This window comes from Desulfoferula mesophila, from assembly GCF_037076455.1.
Taxonomy (GTDB): Bacteria; Desulfobacterota; Desulfarculia; order Desulfarculales; family Desulfarculaceae; genus Desulfoferula; species Desulfoferula mesophila.
Window position 1 is genome coordinate 3,164,948 of sequence record NZ_AP028679.1, and the last position, 17,268, is coordinate 3,182,215.

General features: G+C 65.5%; 17 protein-coding genes. 9 read left to right on the plus strand and 8 right to left on the minus strand.

Annotated features, from left to right (window positions below; genetic code table 11):
• Positions 1-102 precede the first annotated feature (102 nt).
• Together AACH32_RS14500 and AACH32_RS14505 are read left to right on the plus strand one after the other, a co-directional pair.
• Positions 103-936: a glycosyltransferase family 2 protein gene (locus AACH32_RS14500; RefSeq protein ID WP_338600932.1), complete on the plus strand. Its 834-nt coding sequence runs from the start codon at positions 103-105 to the stop codon at positions 934-936.
• Between the two features lie 67 nt (positions 937-1,003).
• Complete coding sequence (locus AACH32_RS14505; protein WP_338600934.1) at positions 1,004-2,110, plus strand: glycosyltransferase family 4 protein; 1,107 nt, start codon at positions 1,004-1,006, stop codon at positions 2,108-2,110.
• Between the two features lie 31 nt (positions 2,111-2,141).
• Here the strand turns inward: AACH32_RS14505 and AACH32_RS14510 are convergent, their stop codons facing one another.
• The 4 genes from AACH32_RS14510 to rfbD are packed head-to-tail and all read right to left on the minus strand — an operon-like array spanning position 2,142 to position 5,517.
• Positions 2,142-2,603, minus strand: coding sequence for a dTDP-4-dehydrorhamnose 3,5-epimerase family protein (locus AACH32_RS14510; protein ID WP_338600937.1), 462 nt, complete (start codon positions 2,601-2,603; stop codon positions 2,142-2,144).
• Positions 2,604-2,632: 29 nt separating this feature from the next.
• A complete protein-coding gene (gene rfbB, locus AACH32_RS14515; RefSeq protein WP_434062344.1) occupies positions 2,633-3,700 on the minus strand; it encodes a dTDP-glucose 4,6-dehydratase in 1,068 nt (355 codons plus the stop codon).
• 22 nt (positions 3,701-3,722) lie between these two features.
• Entirely contained in the window at positions 3,723-4,613 is an 891-nt protein-coding gene (gene rfbA / locus AACH32_RS14520) for a glucose-1-phosphate thymidylyltransferase RfbA (RefSeq protein WP_338600942.1), read from the minus strand.
• The gene (gene rfbD, locus AACH32_RS14525; protein ID WP_338600945.1) at positions 4,606-5,517 is read right to left on the minus strand and encodes a dTDP-4-dehydrorhamnose reductase; all 912 of its coding nucleotides are present in this window, start codon (positions 5,515-5,517) and stop codon (positions 4,606-4,608) included. The genes rfbA and rfbD overlap by 8 nt, the downstream gene beginning before the upstream one ends.
• A 243-nt stretch (positions 5,518-5,760) precedes the next feature.
• Here rfbD and recJ point away from each other — a divergent pair, with 243 nt between their 5' ends.
• The 5 genes from recJ (at position 5,761) to AACH32_RS14550 (ending at position 9,529) form a co-directional block, all read left to right on the plus strand.
• Complete coding sequence (gene recJ / locus AACH32_RS14530) at positions 5,761-7,479, plus strand: single-stranded-DNA-specific exonuclease RecJ (RefSeq protein ID WP_338600947.1); 1,719 nt, start codon at positions 5,761-5,763, stop codon at positions 7,477-7,479.
• Positions 7,480-7,636: 157 nt separating this feature from the next.
• Positions 7,637-8,188: a hypothetical protein gene (locus tag AACH32_RS14535; RefSeq protein WP_338600949.1), complete on the plus strand. Its 552-nt coding sequence runs from the start codon at positions 7,637-7,639 to the stop codon at positions 8,186-8,188.
• A gap of 20 nt (positions 8,189-8,208) precedes the next feature.
• Positions 8,209-8,637 carry a CoA-binding protein gene (locus tag AACH32_RS14540; protein WP_338600952.1) on the plus strand — a complete coding sequence of 143 codons (429 nt, stop codon included), beginning with the start codon at positions 8,209-8,211 and terminating at the stop codon, positions 8,635-8,637.
• Positions 8,634-9,158 carry a hypothetical protein gene (locus AACH32_RS14545; RefSeq protein ID WP_338600954.1) on the plus strand — a complete coding sequence of 175 codons (525 nt, stop codon included), beginning with the start codon at positions 8,634-8,636 and terminating at the stop codon, positions 9,156-9,158. Before AACH32_RS14540 ends, AACH32_RS14545 begins: the two co-directional genes overlap by 4 nt.
• A gap of 119 nt (positions 9,159-9,277) precedes the next feature.
• Entirely contained in the window at positions 9,278-9,529 is a 252-nt protein-coding gene (locus AACH32_RS14550; RefSeq protein WP_338600956.1) for a hypothetical protein, read from the plus strand.
• Between the two features lie 73 nt (positions 9,530-9,602).
• Here the strand turns inward: AACH32_RS14550 and thyX are convergent, their stop codons facing one another.
• From thyX to eno, 3 genes are all read right to left on the minus strand, one after another.
• Positions 9,603-10,292 carry an FAD-dependent thymidylate synthase gene (thyX, locus tag AACH32_RS14555; RefSeq protein ID WP_338600959.1) on the minus strand — a complete coding sequence of 230 codons (690 nt, stop codon included), beginning with the start codon at positions 10,290-10,292 and terminating at the stop codon, positions 9,603-9,605.
• A gap of 14 nt (positions 10,293-10,306) precedes the next feature.
• Positions 10,307-11,770, minus strand: coding sequence for a hypothetical protein (locus AACH32_RS14560; protein WP_338600961.1), 1,464 nt, complete (start codon positions 11,768-11,770; stop codon positions 10,307-10,309).
• Between the two features lie 483 nt (positions 11,771-12,253).
• Positions 12,254-13,522, minus strand: a complete 1,269-nt coding sequence (gene eno / locus AACH32_RS14565) for a phosphopyruvate hydratase (RefSeq protein ID WP_338600964.1) — start codon at positions 13,520-13,522, stop codon at positions 12,254-12,256.
• 313 nt (positions 13,523-13,835) lie between these two features.
• Between eno and AACH32_RS14570 the strand changes: the two genes are divergently transcribed.
• Together AACH32_RS14570 and AACH32_RS14575 are read left to right on the plus strand one after the other, a co-directional pair.
• On the plus strand, positions 13,836-14,831 hold the full coding sequence (locus AACH32_RS14570; RefSeq protein ID WP_338600966.1) for an arsenic resistance protein: 996 nt from the start codon (positions 13,836-13,838) through the stop codon (positions 14,829-14,831).
• Between the two features lie 112 nt (positions 14,832-14,943).
• A complete protein-coding gene (locus AACH32_RS14575; protein ID WP_338600968.1) occupies positions 14,944-16,233 on the plus strand; it encodes a hypothetical protein in 1,290 nt (429 codons plus the stop codon).
• Between the two features lie 11 nt (positions 16,234-16,244).
• Here AACH32_RS14575 and AACH32_RS14580 read toward each other — a convergent pair whose 3' ends face one another.
• Positions 16,245-17,213, minus strand: a complete 969-nt coding sequence (locus AACH32_RS14580) for an MBL fold metallo-hydrolase (protein ID WP_338600970.1) — start codon at positions 17,211-17,213, stop codon at positions 16,245-16,247.
• Positions 17,214-17,268: the final 55 nt, after the last annotated feature.

Consider the following 17,268-nt stretch of genomic DNA (forward strand, 5'->3'; position numbering starts at 1 on the left):
TAGCGACCCTTTGGAGGACCATTCCTCTGCGCGCTTAAACACAAACGAGGGCGAACGGGATTGCGTTACAACCAGGGATCCCGCCGGAGCACCGTGTATGCGGTGCTGGTGAATTATAACGGCCTGCCCCACGTGCTGGACGGCATCTTATCCCTGTTGGATCTTGCCCGCGCGCCGGAACGGATCGTAATGGTGGACAACGCCTCGCGAGACGGTTCGCCCGATATAGTGCGAGAACGCTTCCCGATGGTGGAGTTGCTGACCTCCCCTGTCAACGCCGGATTCGCCCAAGGGGCCAACCTGGGCCTGGAGTTGGCCTTGCAACGCGGCGCCGACACGGTGTGGCTGTTCAATCCGGACGCCAGGGCCCATCCCCGCGCCCTGGAGGCCATGCTGCGGGTCCTGGATGCCGATCCTCAGGTGGGAGCGGTGGGTTCTCTGCTCCGCTGGGCCGGCCGTGACCGTGTGCAGGCCTGGGGCGGAGGCCGGGTCAGCCTGGTCACCGGACGGGCCCGCCACCTCACCCGCCCGCCCGACCGCGGCGGGCTGGATTATCTTTGCGGAGCCAGCCTGCTCCTGCGCGCCCGGGCCCTGCGGCAGGTGGGCCTTTTGGACCCCGGCTTCCCGCTGTATTGGGAGGACGCCGACCTGAGCCTGCGCCTGCGCCGGGCCGGGTGGCGCCTGGCCGTGGCCCCGGACTCGGTGGTGGAGCATCAGCCCAGCACCGGGCTGGGCCACGACGAGGCGGCCTGGCACCGGCTCTATACGGGGGGCTCGCTGCGTTTCTTCGGCAAGCACGCCCCCCTGCCCTGGCTGCCCGTGGGCCTGGGCAGCGCCGCCCGCCTGGCCCGCCGCCTGGCCCAAGGACGCCGGGCGGCGGCGGCGGGCATTATCCAGGGCCTTTTTTCGCGAGACTGGAAAAAGTTGCCATCATGAATCGCCAATTGGGACTCATGCTATGAAGCTGTTGTTGTGGCACTGGGGCCGCAGGGGCGGAGGCCCCATGTATACCTATGAGATGGCCAGGGCCTTGTCCACCCTGCCCTCGCTGCAGGTGCATCTGTCCCTGTCTCGCCAATCGGAGCTTTTGAAAGAGTCGCAGGAGCTCGGCCTGCCCGGCTGGCCGGTGGACACCTATACCGGCCCCATGGACGCCTTGCGGGCCAGCCTGCGGCTGCCCCGTTTGCGCAGAAAGTTCTCCGCCTATCTGGACCGGGAGCGTTTCGACTGGGTCTGCTGCACCATGACCCATTTATGGAACCCCTTCATGTTGAAAGGGGTGCGGCAAAGCGGGGCTCGCTATTTGCTGGTGTTGCACGACGCTCGGCATCATCCCGGCGAGCGCTATCCGCTGCTGGGGCGCATGCTCAAATCCGAGGTGAACCGGGCCGACCTTGTGGTGACCCTGAGCGAATACGTGCGCTCCCAGGCCATCGAGACTTTTAAGCTGCAACCAGCGAACGTGTGTGTGATACCGCACGGGCCGTTTTTTTACGGACGGCCCCGAACCCCTGCCAGCGCCCCGCCCGCCAAAATGCCCATGCGGCTTTTGTTCTTTGGCCGCATCCTGCCCTACAAGGGGTTGGACCTTCTGGTGGAGGCGATGCGCCTGCTGAAGCGGGATTTCCCCGAAGTGAAACTGATTGTGGCCGGGCAGGGAAACCTGGGCGAAGGCAACCGCAAGGCCCTGGCCGAGTTGGGGGCCAAGGTGGTAAACCGCTGGCTGGCCTCCGAGGAGGTGTCGGCGATCATCGCGGAGGGCGACCTGCTGGTGGCGCCCTACACTTCGGCCAGCCAGTCCGGGGTGTTGCCCCTGGCCTATGCCCACGCGCTGCCGGTGGTGGCCACCGAGGTGGGAGGCCTGCGGGAGCAAGTGCTGCCGGGGGTCACCGGCCTGCTGTCCGGCCCCCCGGACCCGGCCTCCCTGGCCCGCACCATCGCCCGGGTGATAAGCGACCCCGCCCTCTACGCCCGCCTGTCCGCCGGGGCCAGTGAATACGCGGCCCAGTCCATCGCCTGGCCCGGCCTGGCCCGTCAGTTGGCCAGCGCCATGGAACAAACCGGGAAAAGGATGTCATCCCCGCATCGCCTCCGGCCAGTTCCGGCTTAGCCAGACGCATGGAACTCATGAGGGATGCGGCCTAGCCGTCGCGATCGCTCCAGTCCCAGGGGATGTGGGGGTCGTGGGCGTCTCGGCGGTATTCGTCAGGCTCGGCGTAGTCGTAGGGATGGGTCACGGTGTTGATGATCAGGGCCTCCTCGGTGCTGATGCATTTCCAGCCGTGGTAGAGCCCCGGCGAGATTTGCACCAGCAGGGGATTGTGCACCCCGATGAAAAACTCGTTGCCCTGGCCTTTGGTGGGCGAGTCCTCGCGGTCGTCATAGATGCCCAGGCGGATCATGCCCGCCGCGCAGAACACGTGGTCGTGCTGTTTGCGGTGCAGATGCCAGGCCTTGACGATGCCCGGCCGGGTGGTGGTCATGTAGACCTGGCCGAAGCCCTGAAACATCTCATCGTCGGCTCTTAGAATCTCCACCAGGCGGCCCCGCCCGTCGGGGATCACCTTTAGGGGCTTCACCTTGACCCCGTGCAGCAAATCCATGTCTTCTCCCTTGCGCGGCGGGGGCGGGCTCAGGCCAGCCCCAGCCTCACCCCGTCGTAGCGTTCCTTTTGAATGCGCTCCCACCAGGCTCGATTGTCCAGATACCAGCGCACCGTGTCGGCCAGGCCTTGGTCAAATTCCACCTGGGGGGACCAGCCCAACTCCGCCCGGGCCTTGCCGATGTCCAGGGCGTAGCGCTGGTCGTGACCCGGCCGGTCGGGCACGAAGGTTATCAGCTCCTCGTGGGGCCCCCGGCGGCTGCCGGCCAGCTCTTGGTCCAGCATACGGCAGATACGTTGGACCAACTCCAGATTGTTAAGCTCCACCCCGCCGCCCAGGTTGTAGGTCTGGCCGATCTGCCCACGTTCCATGGCCATCAGGAGGCCGCGGGCGTGGTCGCTCACGTGCATCCAGTCGCGCACGTTGTCCCCCTTGCCGTACACCGGCAAGGCCTCGCCGTTTTGGGCCTTGATGATCATCAAGGGGATGAGCTTTTCCGGAAACTGGCGGGGGCCGTAGTTGTTGGAGGCGTGGCAAGTGATGGTGGGCAGGCCATAGGTGCGCTGCCAGGCCCGCACCAACAGGTCGGAAGAGGCCTTGCTGGCCGAATAGGGTGAATTGGGCAAATAGGGGCTGTCCTCGCGAAACAGGCCCCGGGGGCCCAGGGAGCCGTACACCTCGTCGGTGGACACGTGCAAAAAACGGAAGGCCTCCTTTTCACTTCCCGCCAGGCCGCGCCAATAGGCCAGGGACGCCTCCAGTAGCGCGTGGGTGCCCATGATGTTGGTCTGCAAAAAACCGGCGGCATCGTCTATGGAGCGGTCCACATGGGATTCGGCGGCCAGGTGGATCAGGCCTTGGGGCCGAAACTCGGCCAGCAGGCGCTCCACCAGGGGCCGGTCGCAGATGTCGCCCCGCGCGAAGCCGTAATTGGGCTCGCGGGCGAAGCGCTTCAGGGCCTCGGGGTTGGCCGCGTAGGTCACCTTGTCCAGGTTGAGCACCCGCACCCCGGGCCGGGCCAGCAGCATTTCCACCAGGGCCGAGCCGATGAAGCCCCCACCTCCGGTGACCAGTAAATTTGTCGTGTCCAAGTTCATGCTTTAAGTTGAGTTATGGGTGTCAGGCCGGGGGCACTGGGCCACCCGCCTCTATCAGGTCCAGGACATACTTGTAATAAGGTATGTCGCGCTTATCTTCGAGCATTTGCTTTAACTGATCTCGCCCCATCAACTCCAGGTTGTAGGCGATCTCCTCCAGGCAGGCGATCTTGACCCCTTGGCGGCTTTCGATGGTGCCCACGAAACTCGAGGCCTGCAACAAGGCCTCGGGGGTGCCGGTGTCCAGCCAAGCGTAGCCCCGCCCCATCTTGATGGCCTGGATGCGCTGGGACTTGATGTAGTGGTTGATGACCTCGGTAATCTCATACTCGCCCCGGGCCGACTTTTGCACCCCGGCAGCCACCTCGCTCACCTCGGGAGTGAAGAAGTACAGGCCGGTCACCGCCCAACGCGAGGGAGGTTCTTTCGGTTTTTCCACCACTTGGCAGATGTCGCCCTGCTCGTCGAACTCGGCCACGCCATAGCGTCCGGGATCGGAGACCTGGTAGAGGAACACGGTGGCCAGGTCTTCGCGGGAGGTGGCCTGGCGCAGCAGATTGGTAAAGGCGTGCCCGAAGAACAGGTTGTCGCCCAGCGTGAGGGCGGCTGGCGCGCCGTCCAGGAACTCGCGTCCCAAGGTGAAGGCCTGGGCCAGGCCCTCGGGACGGGGCTGGACTATGTAGGAGAACTTCAAGCCCCATTGGGAACCGTCGCGCAGCAGGGCCTGGTAGGCGGGCTGGTCGTTTTCAGTCGTGATCACCAGTATTTCGGTTATGCCGGCCAGCATGAGGGTGGCTATGGGGTAATAGATCATGGGCTTGTCGTAAACCACCATGAGCTGCTTGCTTACAGCCTTGGTGGCCGGGTAGAGCCTGGTGCCGTTTCCCCCGGCCAAGACGATTCCTTTATACACGGGGTGGTTGCTCCGATTTCTGCAAATATTCCACGATGCGGGCCAACTCCGGACGCCAGTCTTCCATGGCCAGGCCGAAAGTTTGCTCTATCTTACTACAATCCAAAGCGGAATAGGCCGGCCGCTTGGCCGGGGCGGCAAAGGCCTCGCTGCCCACCGGCTCGATGACCAGATCCTTGTCCAGGCGCTTGCAGGCCTCGGCCCAAATCATTTGGGCGAACTCGTAGCGATTGAGCACCAAGGGACCGCTTAGATGATAGGTGCCCCAGACGGGTTCGCGCTGGGACAACACCAGACCCGCCAGGCGCAACAGCCCTTGGGCCAGGTCACCGGCCGAGGTGGGGCAGCCCACCTGATCGGCCACCACCTTGATGGCCGCGCGGGTGCGCATCAACTCCAGCATTAGGTGGATGAAGTTGCGGGACAGGGCCCCGAAAAGCCAGGAGGTGCGCACGATTAGATGGCTGGGGCACGCTTGGCGCACCAGTTGTTCGCCGCGCAGCTTGGTCAGGCCATATTGGTTGAGCGGCGCGGGCGGGTCGTCTTCCCGGTAGGGGATGGTCTGGCCGCTGCCGCCGAACACGTAATCCGTGGACACCTGCAGCAGGGGTATGCCGGCCTGGCCACAGGCCCGGGCCAGGTTGCCCGGCCCCTGGGCGTTCACCGCCAGGGCCACCTTGGGTTGGCTTTCGGCCCCGTCCACGTTGGAAAAGGCGGCCGCGTTGAGGACCAGGCCGGGCCGGTGCTCGGCCAGGGCCCGGTCCACCTGCTCCGGCGAGGTGATGTCCGCCTGAGCCCTGGTTAGCCCCACCAGACTCAGGCCGCCGGGCAGCGGCGCGCCCAGCAATTCGCGCCCCAGCATGCCCCCGGCTCCGAAGAGCAAGATCTTGGTGTTATCGGCCATGCGCCTGTTTCATCCGTGCGGGGAAATGGCGGAGTTCCTGTATCGATTGGATTCAATTAACGCATCCCGGATAGGTAAGCAAGACCTTTTAGAAAAAGACGCGGCCCCGGCATGGCCCCGTCACCAGGCCCGGCAAGGGACGGGTCATGGCGGCCGACCCCAAAAGGCCAACATTCTCAGTTGGCTACGCCACACAATATGGTGCGACTTGATTTGAAGGCGACCACCATATATAGTGGTCGTATGGTACCTTCACCCCCACCGCTGACTTGGCGGGTCAAAGAGCCCACCCCCGAGGCCGCCGCGGCGCTGTCCCGTTCCCTGGGGCTGCCGCCCCTGGCCGCCCAGATCTTGTGCCATCGCGACCTGCACGACCCCGAGCAGGCCCGGCGCTTCCTTTGCCCGGGCCTGGAGCAGCTTCCCATGCCCGAGGAGATGCTGGGGCTTCCCCAAGCCCTGGAGATAATCATCCCGGCCATACGCTCCGGCGCGGTCATCGGGGTGGCCGGGGACTACGACGCCGACGGCGTGACCGCCACCGCCCTGCTGGTGGAGTTTCTGGAGGCCTGCGGCGCTTCGGTAGTGTGGGATTTGCCGCACAGGGTCAAAGACGGCTACGGCTTCAAGCCCCAGCGGGCCCGGCGCCTGGCCCAGGCCGGGGCCCAGGTCATCGTGACCGCCGATTGTGGTATCAGCGATCACGAGGGGGTGAACGAGGCCACCCGCCTGGGCCTGCCGGTGGTGGTCACCGACCATCACCTGCTTCCGCCCGGCCCCCTGGTGCCCGCCGCGGCGGTGGTCAACCCCAAGCAGGAGGCCTGCGGCATGTCGGTCCACCTGGCCGGGGTGGGCGTGGCCTTTTATCTGGCCGCCGGCATCCGGGCCGCCCTTCGCGAGGCGGGCTGGTTCAAGGACCGGCCCGAGCCCAACTTGCGCCACAGCCTGGACCTGGTGGCCCTGGGCACCTGCGCCGACGTGGTGCCCCTGGTGGAAGCCAACCGGGTCTTGGTGGCCGAGGGGCTCAAGGTGATGAGCCAGGGTCTGCGCCCCGGCCTGGCCGCCCTGGCCAAGGTGGCCGGGCGCAAAGGCGTGTTGGACACCATGGATCTGGGTTTCTACCTGGCCCCGCGCATAAACGCCGCCGGCCGCCTGGACAGCCCGGACCCGGCCCTGGAGCTGCTGCTGGCCTCGGAGGAGGGGCAGGCCCTGCGCCGCGCCCAGCGTCTGGACCGCCTCAACGGCGACCGCCGGGAGGTGGAATCGGTTATCTTCGAGCAAGCGCTAAAATGCATCGGAGACGATGCCTCCCTGCAAGAGGCGGCCTGTCTGGTGCTGGGCGGCGAAGGCTGGCACCAGGGAGTCCTGGGCATCGTGGCCGGCCGGCTTTTGGAGCGCACCGGACGGCCAACCATGCTGTTTTCCGTGCAAAACGGTACGGCGGTGGGTTCGGGCCGCTCGCGGGAGGGCTTTCATCTGCAACGGGCCCTGGCCGCCAACGCCGAGTTGCTCACCCATTACGGCGGGCACGCCTTGGCCGCCGGGGCCACCATGCCCAGCGCCGACCTGGGGCGCCTGGCCCAGGCCCTGGCCCTGGAAGCGGCCCGCCATTTGCCGCCGGACACCGGCCAGGCGCTGGACATCGACGCCCAGGTGAGCCTGGGCCAGCTCGGCCCCCAGATGCTGGAGCACATCGGGCGCTTGGCCCCCTTTGGCCAGGCCAACCCCGAGCCCATGCTCTGCGCCCATGGCCTGGAGGTGGACTCTTGCCGGGTGGTCGGGGAAAACCACCTAAAAATGGAGCTGTCGCAAGATGGCGTGCGCCTGCCCGCCATCGCCTTCAACTGCGACGAGCCTTGGATCGAAAACGGCTCCCGGCTCTCGGCGGCCTTCATTCCCCGCATATCCACCTTCCGGGGGCCGCACCTGGAAATGGTGATCAAGGATCTGCGCCCCTCCGCCTGAACCGTACTTGCGGTAATTACTTTAATAAAAGCGCCGTTTTGCGGAGCCGCCTTCCTGTCCCGCCGCCGGGCGGGGGTATAGGCTTGCGGCCATGGAAACCTGGGACACGCCATATCGCGAAATAAGCTTGGGCCCGGCCCGCCTTTGGTTGCGGCCCTTGGAACCCTGGCAATGGGCCCCCCGCCGCGAGGCCTCCTGCGGCCCGGCCTCCCTTTGTCTGGAGCTGCTGGGGAAGGCTCCCGTGGGTTGGCGCGACGTGTTCACCTGCCAAGGCCAGGTGGCCGAGCCCGCCACGGATAATCTCGCCGCCTTGCCCGCTGCCTACCTGGACACGCTGCTCACGGCCCTACAGGCCCCCTGGCTCACGCCGGAGGAGGCGGCGGATATGGCCCTGCTGACCCGGCACCTGGAGCACCGGGCCGATTTTCCGGGGGTGGACTGCGCGGCCTGTGCCCAGCAAGACGCCGCCGGCGAGGGCCCGCCGGACTGCGCGGCCTGTCCCCTGCCCCCCCTGTCCGCCGCCGGTTGGGAGGCGCTGCGTCTGTTGGGCCTGGTGCGCCGCTGTCCGCCGGAGGCCGCGGCCCTCCTCCCGTACCTTGCCGCCGGGGCCGGGCCGCGAGAGCTGCGCCTATTGCTCATGCGCTGGTGCCTGATCGCCGCCCGCCTGGAGCGCCGTTCTGGCCCGGCCGGGGGGGCCATGCTAAAATAGCGGCACATATGGAGGCGCCCATGTCCCTTAGAAGCACGCTCGACAATCCCGGCGACCAAGAGGTCAAGGAACTTTTGGGGCAGGTCAAGCGCATCGCCGTGGTGGGGCTTTCCGACAAGCCCACCCGCGACAGCTACCGCGTGGCCCGCTACCTGCAAGACCACGGCTACGAGGTCATCCCCGTCAACCCCATGGCCCAGGAGATTCTGGGGCAAAGGTCCTACCCCGACCTGGCCTCGGTGCCCGGCCCGGTGGATCTGGTTGACGTGTTCCGCCGCAGCGACGCGGTGCCCGAGATCGCCGAGGCGGCCGTGAAGATCAAGCCCAAGGCCCTGTGGATGCAGCTGGACGTGCAGAGCCAAAAATCGGCCGACCTGGCGCGCCGGCACGGCATCATGGTGGTGCAAGACGCCTGCCTCAAGGTGGAGCACCATCGGTTGCTCTCTTGAGCGCCGCCTCCCCCATGGGCCTGGCCGACATCCAGGCGGCCCTGGACGAATTTCACGCCAGTCTGGACGAGCCTTACAGGATGACCCCGGCGGGCATGTGGGCCTGCTCCCAGAGCGAGGAGGTCTACGACCTGCTGCGCCGGATGGACCTGGGGCGCTACCGAAGCTTTGCCGACGTGGGCAGCGGCGACGGCCGGGCGGTGCTCATAGCCTCGCTGTTCATGCCCGCCACGGGCATTGAAGCGGACCCGGCTCTGGTGGAGGCGGGGCGCTCCATAGCCCGGCGCCTGGGGTTAAACCAGGCCAATTTCCTTTGCGACGACTGCCGCCGGGTGGACCTCGCCGCTTATGACCTGCTGTTCATCTACCCCGACAAGCCTTTGGACTGGCTGGTGGCCAGGCTACCGGAAGACTGGGCAGGCAACCTGCTGGTCTATGGCGCTTACTTCCAACCCCCCGAATTGGCGCACATAGACACCATTCAGGCCGGACATAGCAAGTGCACCTTGTGGGAGAGATAAGGGCGGTCTCCCTGAATTTTCGCGCAAGGCTTGCCCCCACTATCTCCCTGGGATATAATTAAGACACAGGTATCATTACGTGAACACTCCAACTTTCTTTCATAAGGCCTAGCGACCCCATGCGTTATTACGGCAAAGAAGGCCCCCAGTGCAAGCTGCCCATCGAAAAAGATTGCCACGGCGTGGAGCGCTGCCGCCAGGCGGCGCAGGCGGTGCTTTTCGGGCGGGTGCCCCGTAGCGTGGTGATTTGGCTGGGCCTGGGAATCGTGGCCACGGCCCTTACCATGGGGATCTTGAGTGTTTCCTTCCTGGGCGGTGGCAGCCGCCCCCATGTGAGCGACGTCGGCAGCGCCATCAGCATCCGCCGCTAAACAGACGCCTAAATAAAATACGAAACCGGAGGCCGCGGCCTCCGGTTCTTTTTTGTGGGGCGTGGTCGGCCGGTTAGGCGGGCTCCGCTCCTCCCAGGGCCGCCGGCCCCTGGGCAAAATCGGCGATATCCTTGGCGTATTTTTCGGCCAAATCCGCGAAAAACTCAGGCAGCCGCTCAGCCAGCTCTCCCAGGAGCGGCAGGGATACCTGGCGGATCTGGGGATGGGCCGCCTTGGAGCTGCGCAGGTTAAGGACGTGGCGCCACTCGCGCAGGTTGGCGGTCATCACGATCTCGGTCTTGAGACTGTTGGGCAGCACCGCCCGGGCCTCCTGGGGCTTGGCGCCGCCGGCCAGAAGGGCCAGGTAGGCCTCCTCGGCCGCGGCCATGGCCGCCTCCCAGAGGCGGTAGGGCTCACTGTCCTCGGGCCAGAACATGGGCTTGATCACCGTTATCTGGCTGCCGAAACGATCCTGGGCATAGTTGGCATAGCGGGTGGATTCCTGGCTGTAGGCGGCCAGGCGGTGGCGCACCAGCTCGTGGGTCACCCCGCGGTCGCACACGAAGCGCACCGTTAGGCTGGAGTGCTCGATTACGCTGTGATGGCCCGAATCCACGATGCGCCTGACGAACTCGGGCGCCGAGTCGCTGCTGATCAGGTGCTCGGACTTGTAACAGGTGCGCCCGGCCGCTTCCACCAGGGCCAACACCTGCTCCCGCGGGGGCAGGAACAAAATCTCATAGTAAGGGGCTATTACCTTCACGCGCGTTACCCCGCCTAGGAGGCCTCCCGCTTGGCCAGATAGTTCTTGGCCTGGGGCGAATCCACCTTCAAGAGCACCTTTTTGGCCACCGGCCACAGGGGGCCCACCGCGGTGTCGGCCTGGTCCAGGAACACCGCCTGCAAGCGGGGCTTGCCCTTGAGGGCGGCGGCCAGCTGGTCGATGAGCTCGTCCTGCAGGGTCTGGGCCTGGGGCGTCAGAGGCAGCGGCTTGGGAGTCTCCTTGGGCTTGTCGGCCTTGGGAGTCACCTTGGGCCTCTGGCCCGTGTAATCCTCCTGGGGATCGGGCATGGTGGGGCGAGCCAGGACGGGGATCTGAACCTTGGTGGCGGGGGGCGCCGCCTCGGCCTCGGCCTTGGCCTTGGGGGTCACCGGAGCCATGGCGTTCAGAATCAGAGCCAGGGCTTGCCGCGTCACTTCGCCATGGGCCAGGGCCCGCTCCACGGCGGGGTCGTCAAACAGCTTCTCGGCCTGCGCCTCGCCCAGCCTCTGTTTGGCGGGCAGCTCCTTGACCTCCTTGAGGCCGGCGTATTTGGCCCTAAGCTCGTTGACCTGCTCGGCCCGCATGCCCGCGCCGACCAAGCCGTCGCGCAATATCTTGGCCTCGTTCGGTGAGTAGGACAAGGGGCCCAGCAGCCCCACCAGACCCTGTGCCGCGCGCATGCGCTCCTCGGGGTTGGTGGAGGTTTCTATCACCTCGCGGGCCCGAGCCAGGCGCACCCAGGAATTGAGATAAAGCCAGTTGGGGTCCCGGCTGATCTGGGCGGTCAACTCCTGCAAAGCCTTCATGCCTTGCGCCTTGCCTATCTTGACCCCGTCCTCGGAGCTGGTGCCTCCCACGTAGGCCATGACCTCGCGCTGGCTGACCGATCCCAGTTCCACCTTAACCTGGTAGCCCCGGGTGAGGATGGGCTTCTTGAGCCCCTTTTCCCCCCAGGCGACATCGGCGTTGATGGTGGTGCCCATCCTGGTGCTGGGCAGCACGTAAGCCCCGCTGTCGACTTCCCCCTTGGTGGCCACGACCACCACGCCGAACACCGGCAGGATCAGCCCGTCAAGAATATAGGCTCCGGCGGACCAGGAGTTGTTGCCCAAGGTGCTCAGGCTGAACTCGTTTATGGTCACGGTAAACTGATCGTTGAGGCTCTGGGCCGCCGGCTGGTCCGGCGCGGGCAGGGCCACGAACAGACCGCTGCCCAGCAGGCCCTGGCGCAGTTGGTCGGTTATGCCCGGGGCGAAGATATGGATGTTGGGATCGGGCGTGTCGCTGTCCTCGCGGGGCCAGGACCGCTTGTCGGTCACCGGAGGCATCACCGCCTTGAGGCCCGCCTTTACCACCGGCCCCGGAGCGGGGGTGGGCGCGTCGGCGGTGGTCGCGGTTTTAATGGTGGAACAGCCGGTCCCCAGGACCAGGCCTGCCAGCAACAACATATAAGCGACACAAGCCGCGATGGATCTCACTTGTCCCTCCCGCTCGGGGGTTTTCTCTGGCCAGAGGCTATCGTCACCACAGGTGTTTTGTCAAGCTTTACGGGCCGCTTGCCCCCTAAAAGGGGTGCCCGGCCATGGCCCAGGCCGCCCCACCCTCGTCGGAGAAGCCCACGTGCAGCCTGGGCGCCGCCCTTGGGGCCATTATCCGCAAGCCTATCCCCCTGTCTTACTTGATACCCTGGGCTACTTTGTCCGTCCGGCCTCACCAAAAACCACGAGGCGCAACCAGGAGAAATCGGGGGATTTCAGCCGGCATGCCTGCCCGGGGACTGGCGCGGCCGGCGTCCAGGCCGGTTCTCAGGCAGGCAACAAGCGCCGACGGTAGAGCCGGACGAAAAAAGGCGAGCCCTCCTGGTACGGCTCTGGTCTGCCGGCAACGTCTCTTGTGGCGCTTGAGCGAAGAAACGACTCGCGGCGGGAGGCACGAACCGCCTCCCGCCGCGAAGCAACGTCCTAGAAAGGTTGGGCCAGGCGGGCCGTGTCTTCCAGCTCCTGCTCGATGCGCAGCAGGCGGTTGTACTTGCAGATGCGCTCGCTGCGGCACAGGGAGCCGGTCTTGATCTGGCCGGTGCTCATGGCCACGGCCAGGTCGGCGATGAAGGTGTCCTCGGTCTCGCCGGAGCGGTGGCTCACCACCTGGGTGTATCCGTTGCGCTTGGCCAGGTCGATGCAGGCCAGGGTCTCGGTCACCGAGCCGATCTGGTTGAGCTTGATGAGGATGCTGTTGGCGCAGCCCTGCTCGATGCCCTGGGATAGGCGCTCGGGATTGGTCACGAACAGGTCGTCGCCCACGATCTGGATCTGCCCGCCCAGGCGATCGGTCATGGCCGTCCAGCCGGCCCAGTCGTCCTCGGCCAGGCCGTCCTCGATGCTCACCAGGGGATACTTGTCCACCCAGCCGGCGTAGAGCTCCACCAGCTGCTCGGCGCTCATCTCGCGGCCGTCGGACTTGGCGAAGACGTACTTGCCGTCCTTGTAGAACTCGCTGGCCGCCGCGTCCAGGGCCAGGGCCACGTCCTCGCCGGGCGTATAGCCCGCCGCCTCGATGGCCTGGAGAATCACCTGAATGGCCTCTTCGTTGCCCTCCAGGTTGGGGGCGAAGCCGCCCTCGTCGCCCACGCTGGTCACCAGGTTCATGCCGGTGAGCACCTTCTTGAGGTTGTGGAACACCTCCGCGCCCATGCGCAGGGCCTCGGCGAAGCTGTCCGCGCCCACGGGCACGATCATGAACTCCTGGATGTCCACGTTGTTGGGGGCGTGGGAGCCGCCGTTTAGGATGTTCATCATGGGCATGGGCAGCAGCCGGGCGTAGGCCCCGCCCAGGTAGCGGTACAAGGGGATAAGCAGGGCCTCGGCGGCCGCCCGGGCGGTGGCCATGGATACGCCCAGGATGGCGTTGGCCCCCAGCTTGGCCTTGTTGGGCGTGCCGTCCAGGTCGATCATGATGGAGTCGATGAGCACCTGGTCCAGGCCGTCCTGGCCGATCAGCTCGGGCGCTATGATGTCCTCCACGTTGAGCACCGCCTTTTTGACCCCCTTGCCCAGGTAGCGGCTTTTGTCGCCGTCCCTAAGCTCCAGGGCCTCGTGCTCGCCGGTGGAAGCGCCGCTGGGAACCGCCGCGGTGCCCATGGAGCCGTCTTCTAGGATCACGTCGCATTCCACGGTGGGATTGCCCCGGGAGTCCAGGATTTCACGCGCGACGATTTGTTCAATAGCTATCATGGGTTATCCCCTCCTAACGGGATAGGTTGTTTACGCAGTCTCTACGTTAGCGCCGTGGGGCATGGGTGTCAAGACGGGGTGGGGATATCGCCATGATATACAAGATGACCCGGGTGGCCCAGGTCATTGTATTCCTGGTTACACCACCTGGGGCCCTCCCCGTCAACGCCCTACCGGGTCACTCCTTTTATCCTATGCAGACTATAGGCCCCAACTCCAGGCGAATTAATTACCGCGCACGTTTACGGCCTCTGCCCTTGGGTGTAAAAAAACCTGCATTGCGGCAACCACCACCAGGGCGGGATCAAGCTCCATGCAAACCTTCGCGCACATCATGACCAAATACCTGCCCCTGTGGGTGGGCCTGGACATCATCTTGGCCATCACGGTGGGCTACCTGTTCCCCGCAGTTTCGGTGCTGGAACATCTGGTCCCCCTGCTGCTGTTTTTGATGCTCTACCCCATGATGGTGACCCTGCGCATCGAGGAGGTGGGCAACGCCCTGAAGCACCCCAAGCTCTTGGCAACGGCCATGGTGCTCAACTTCGCGGTCACCCCCCTGCTGGGTTGGCTGTGGGGTCATATTTTCTTCAGCGGCACCAACTCCTACCTGACCGCCGGTTTCATCCTCAAGACCCTAATCCCCGGCAGCGGCATGGTGGCCGCCTGGACCGGGTACGCCCGGGGCAAGGTGGGCTCGGCGCTGGTCATCGTGGCGGTGAGCCTGTTGTTGTCGCTGGTGATGGTGCCGTTTTGGATGTGGGTGTTGGCCGGGGCCTATGTGACCATCGAGCCGCTGGTCATCTTCCGCGCCATGGGCCTCATCGTGGTGGCCCCCCTGGTTGCCGGGGTGCTCACCCGGCGCTACGCCGTGCGCCGCTGGGGCCAGGCCAAATTCCAGGAGCGGGCCAAGGTGTTTCCGGTGATCTCCACCTGCGCCATGATGCCCATGCTGTTCATCATCGTCTCTTTCCAGGCGGTGATGATCGTCGAAAACCTCTACTGGATGCTCCTGGTGATCGTGGCCATCGGCACCATGTATCCCCTGCTCTACATGGCGGCCATCGCCTTCGCCAAAATTGGCGGGGTGGACTACGGCGACGCCGTGGCCATGGGCTACAGCGTGACCGCCAAGGCCCACGCCATCACCATCGGGGTGGCGGCCACCGTTTTCGCGGGCACCCCGGCGGTGCTCCCCGCGGCCGTGGCCCCGGTGATCCAGGTGCCCCTGATGCTGGCCATGCTGAAGACCTCGGGCCGGGTGGAGCGCTATTTGAGCCCCCGGGCCGTCCCGGAGCAGGCCGCCTAGGGCCTGGCCAGAACCCACCCCATCCCATCAGCTTCCCTCGGCGTTGTTTGAGCCTCGCCAAGCATTCATACTGATTAAGTAATAATTAATCCGGATGCTTGGATGGAAGACAATGAGCGCTCGAGACTTGCCCCAAGGTTTTCAAGACATGCTTTCCTTCGGCCTGGTGGAGGCCCTGCTAGGCCGCCGCTCACGCCGGTTTTTTATGGGGGCCGAGATCCCCGACGGGGTCTTTACCTACAAGTCCCGACACCCGGCCGTGCCCCTGTCCGAGCTGGAAAAGCTCCTGGTGGTGGCCGCCTGCGGAGGTAACACCAGTTGGCACCACCTGATCTACCGGGCCCAGCTTTACGCGCCCCATTTGTCCAATTACGCGGCCGCGGCCGGGGGGCGCACCTTTCCTTCCGCCGCCGGTTTCCACACCAGCCAAACCTTTTTCACCGACGACGAGGGGGTGTACCTGCTGGATGCCCGCGATACCCCGCCCTTCGCGGAGCGGGAAAAAGACGGCTCCCTGGACCTGGAAAGCCTGCTCACCGCCCTGCGCGGCCGCATAAAAAAAATCCAGCCAGGGCGTCTGGGGCTGCCGTCCGAAGTGCCCTTTGTGGAGGCCCACAACACCTGGGTGGTCAACCACCCCGGCACCCTGCTGGTAATTCCGGTGGGCGATTTGGCCCAACACGTGCTGCTGGGCCTATGCTACATGCTGCAAAACGGCCTGGTGCTCAGAGACGACGTCAATGGGCGCTCCATTCCGGGCCTCGAGAAATTCAAGCGCCTGGTGGACGTGGATAACTTCTGGCCCCTGACCTTTGTGGAGCAATGGTCCCTGGCCGAGCTGACCAGCGAGCTGTCCATGAGCTGTTATGCGGGCAACCTGATGCTCCAGGCCATGGGCCTGGGCGGCTGGATGTTCAACGGCGTGGACCCCTTCGCGACGCTGGGGGCATCGGGCGATCCCCAGGCTCCGGGCCTGGGCTTCCGCTACGATGAGCACCCGGACTGGCCCTACCCCAACCCCACCGGACTGCCGGGGGTCATGGAAGGCTATTGTCCGCCCCACTACCCGGACATGCGCGCGGCGGTGGATGCGCTTTGCGAGCGCAAATTCGGACCGGGCGGCCCCTTTAACCCCGAAACCCCGGGCCCCTGGAAAAACTCCCCCTTGGTCCGGGGCTCGGCCCAGGTGCATGCCGAGGATTTCCGCGAGTGCGTGGCCCTGCAGGCCCAGTACGTTCTGGACACCTTCGGCAAGTTCCCGGGGACCGTGCCCTCCATCTTTTTGATCACCTATTTGCAGGCCCATCACCTGGACCTGGAGTTCTACGACCGCTATTACCAGCCGGGGTCCTACTTAAGAACCCACGCTGAGCACATGCAACGCTGGCATCCCCAGGACTAGACGCGTCTCGGCTACGCCGGCCCGTAAACCCTGACCCCGTCGCGCTCTTGCCGCAGGGCCTCGCCGCGGTTTTCCAGGTAGCGCAGGTGGGCCATGGCCTCGCCGGTGGCGAACCACTTCTGGGCCACGGGAAACTCCTCCCAAGTGTCGCACTTGATGTCCCAGCGCATGCGGGCGGCGGTCTCATAGGCGCTGTAGGAGCCGGTGGCCAGGATGCCCTTGATCTCGGTCAGGCGCTGGCGGTGGTGTCGGTCCAACTCCTGGGTGCGCGCCCGGCAGTCGGCCACCAGGCTGCGATGGCCGGGCAGGGTCAGGCGCACCGGAAGCTCGGCCACCCGCGCCAGGCTCTTCAGGTAGTCGGCCAGGGGATCGTAGTCGTCTTTCCAGCATTGGATGTTGGGGGTGATGTCCCCCAGCACGTGGTCCCCGGCCAACAGGATGCCCCGCTGTTCCTCCCACAGGCAGGTGTGGCCCAGGGTGTGGCCGGGGGTTACCAGACAGGTGAAATCGTACTCACCCACCGTCAGGTGGTCGCCGTCGCTGATCAGGCTCAACTGGGGCACCCACTCGGAGCCGTACTTGTAGCCGGGGTGGTTGTTGAGGGCAGCCACCAGTTCGTCGCGAGGGAAACCGTTGAGCCCGCCGAAGTTGATCATGGGCTCCCAGCCGGTGTGCGCCTCGATGAGCTCCGCCTCGGGCCGGTTGAAGAACACCCGGCTGCCCTGGCCCGCCACCTTGGAGGTCAGGGCGAAGTGGTCCGCGTGCAAATGGGTGATGAAAAAATCGGTGCGCCCCAGGTCCAGGCCCAACTCACCCATGGCCCCGGTCATGGCCGCCTCGCACTCGGGGCGGTTCAGGCCGGTGTCCACGATGAGGTTGCGCGGCTGGCCCAGGATGAAATAGGAGTTGAGGTACTTCAGAGGGCTGCCCGGCAGGGGTATCTGCACCCGGAAAAGACGCGGCGCTACTTCTTCCAGCATGGCGGCTCACAATCGATGGGCCCCGGAGGGCGCGTTGGACAACCTGGGCAAGTGG

Bases quoted from the DNA above. Each gene is read 5' to 3' on its own strand.
- AACH32_RS14505 (WP_338600934.1), top strand. From the start codon at position 1,004: ATGTATACCTATGAGATGGCCAGGGCCTTGTCCACCCTGCCCTCGCTG.
- AACH32_RS14510 (WP_338600937.1), bottom strand. From the start codon at position 2,603: ATGGATTTGCTGCACGGGGTCAAGGTGAAGCCCCTAAAGGTGATCCCC.
- rfbB (WP_434062344.1), bottom strand. From the start codon at position 3,700: ATGAACTTGGACACGACAAATTTACTGGTCACCGGAGGTGGGGGCTTC.
- rfbD (WP_338600945.1), bottom strand. From the start codon at position 5,517: ATGGCCGATAACACCAAGATCTTGCTCTTCGGAGCCGGGGGCATGCTG.
- recJ (WP_338600947.1), top strand. From the start codon at position 5,761: ATGGTACCTTCACCCCCACCGCTGACTTGGCGGGTCAAAGAGCCCACC.
- AACH32_RS14540 (WP_338600952.1), top strand. From the start codon at position 8,209: ATGTCCCTTAGAAGCACGCTCGACAATCCCGGCGACCAAGAGGTCAAG.
- AACH32_RS14550 (WP_338600956.1), top strand. From the start codon at position 9,278: ATGCGTTATTACGGCAAAGAAGGCCCCCAGTGCAAGCTGCCCATCGAA.
- eno (WP_338600964.1), bottom strand. From the start codon at position 13,522: ATGATAGCTATTGAACAAATCGTCGCGCGTGAAATCCTGGACTCCCGG.
- AACH32_RS14570 (WP_338600966.1), top strand. From the start codon at position 13,836: ATGCAAACCTTCGCGCACATCATGACCAAATACCTGCCCCTGTGGGTG.
- AACH32_RS14575 (WP_338600968.1), top strand. From the start codon at position 14,944: ATGAGCGCTCGAGACTTGCCCCAAGGTTTTCAAGACATGCTTTCCTTC.
- AACH32_RS14580 (WP_338600970.1), bottom strand. From the start codon at position 17,213: ATGCTGGAAGAAGTAGCGCCGCGTCTTTTCCGGGTGCAGATACCCCTG.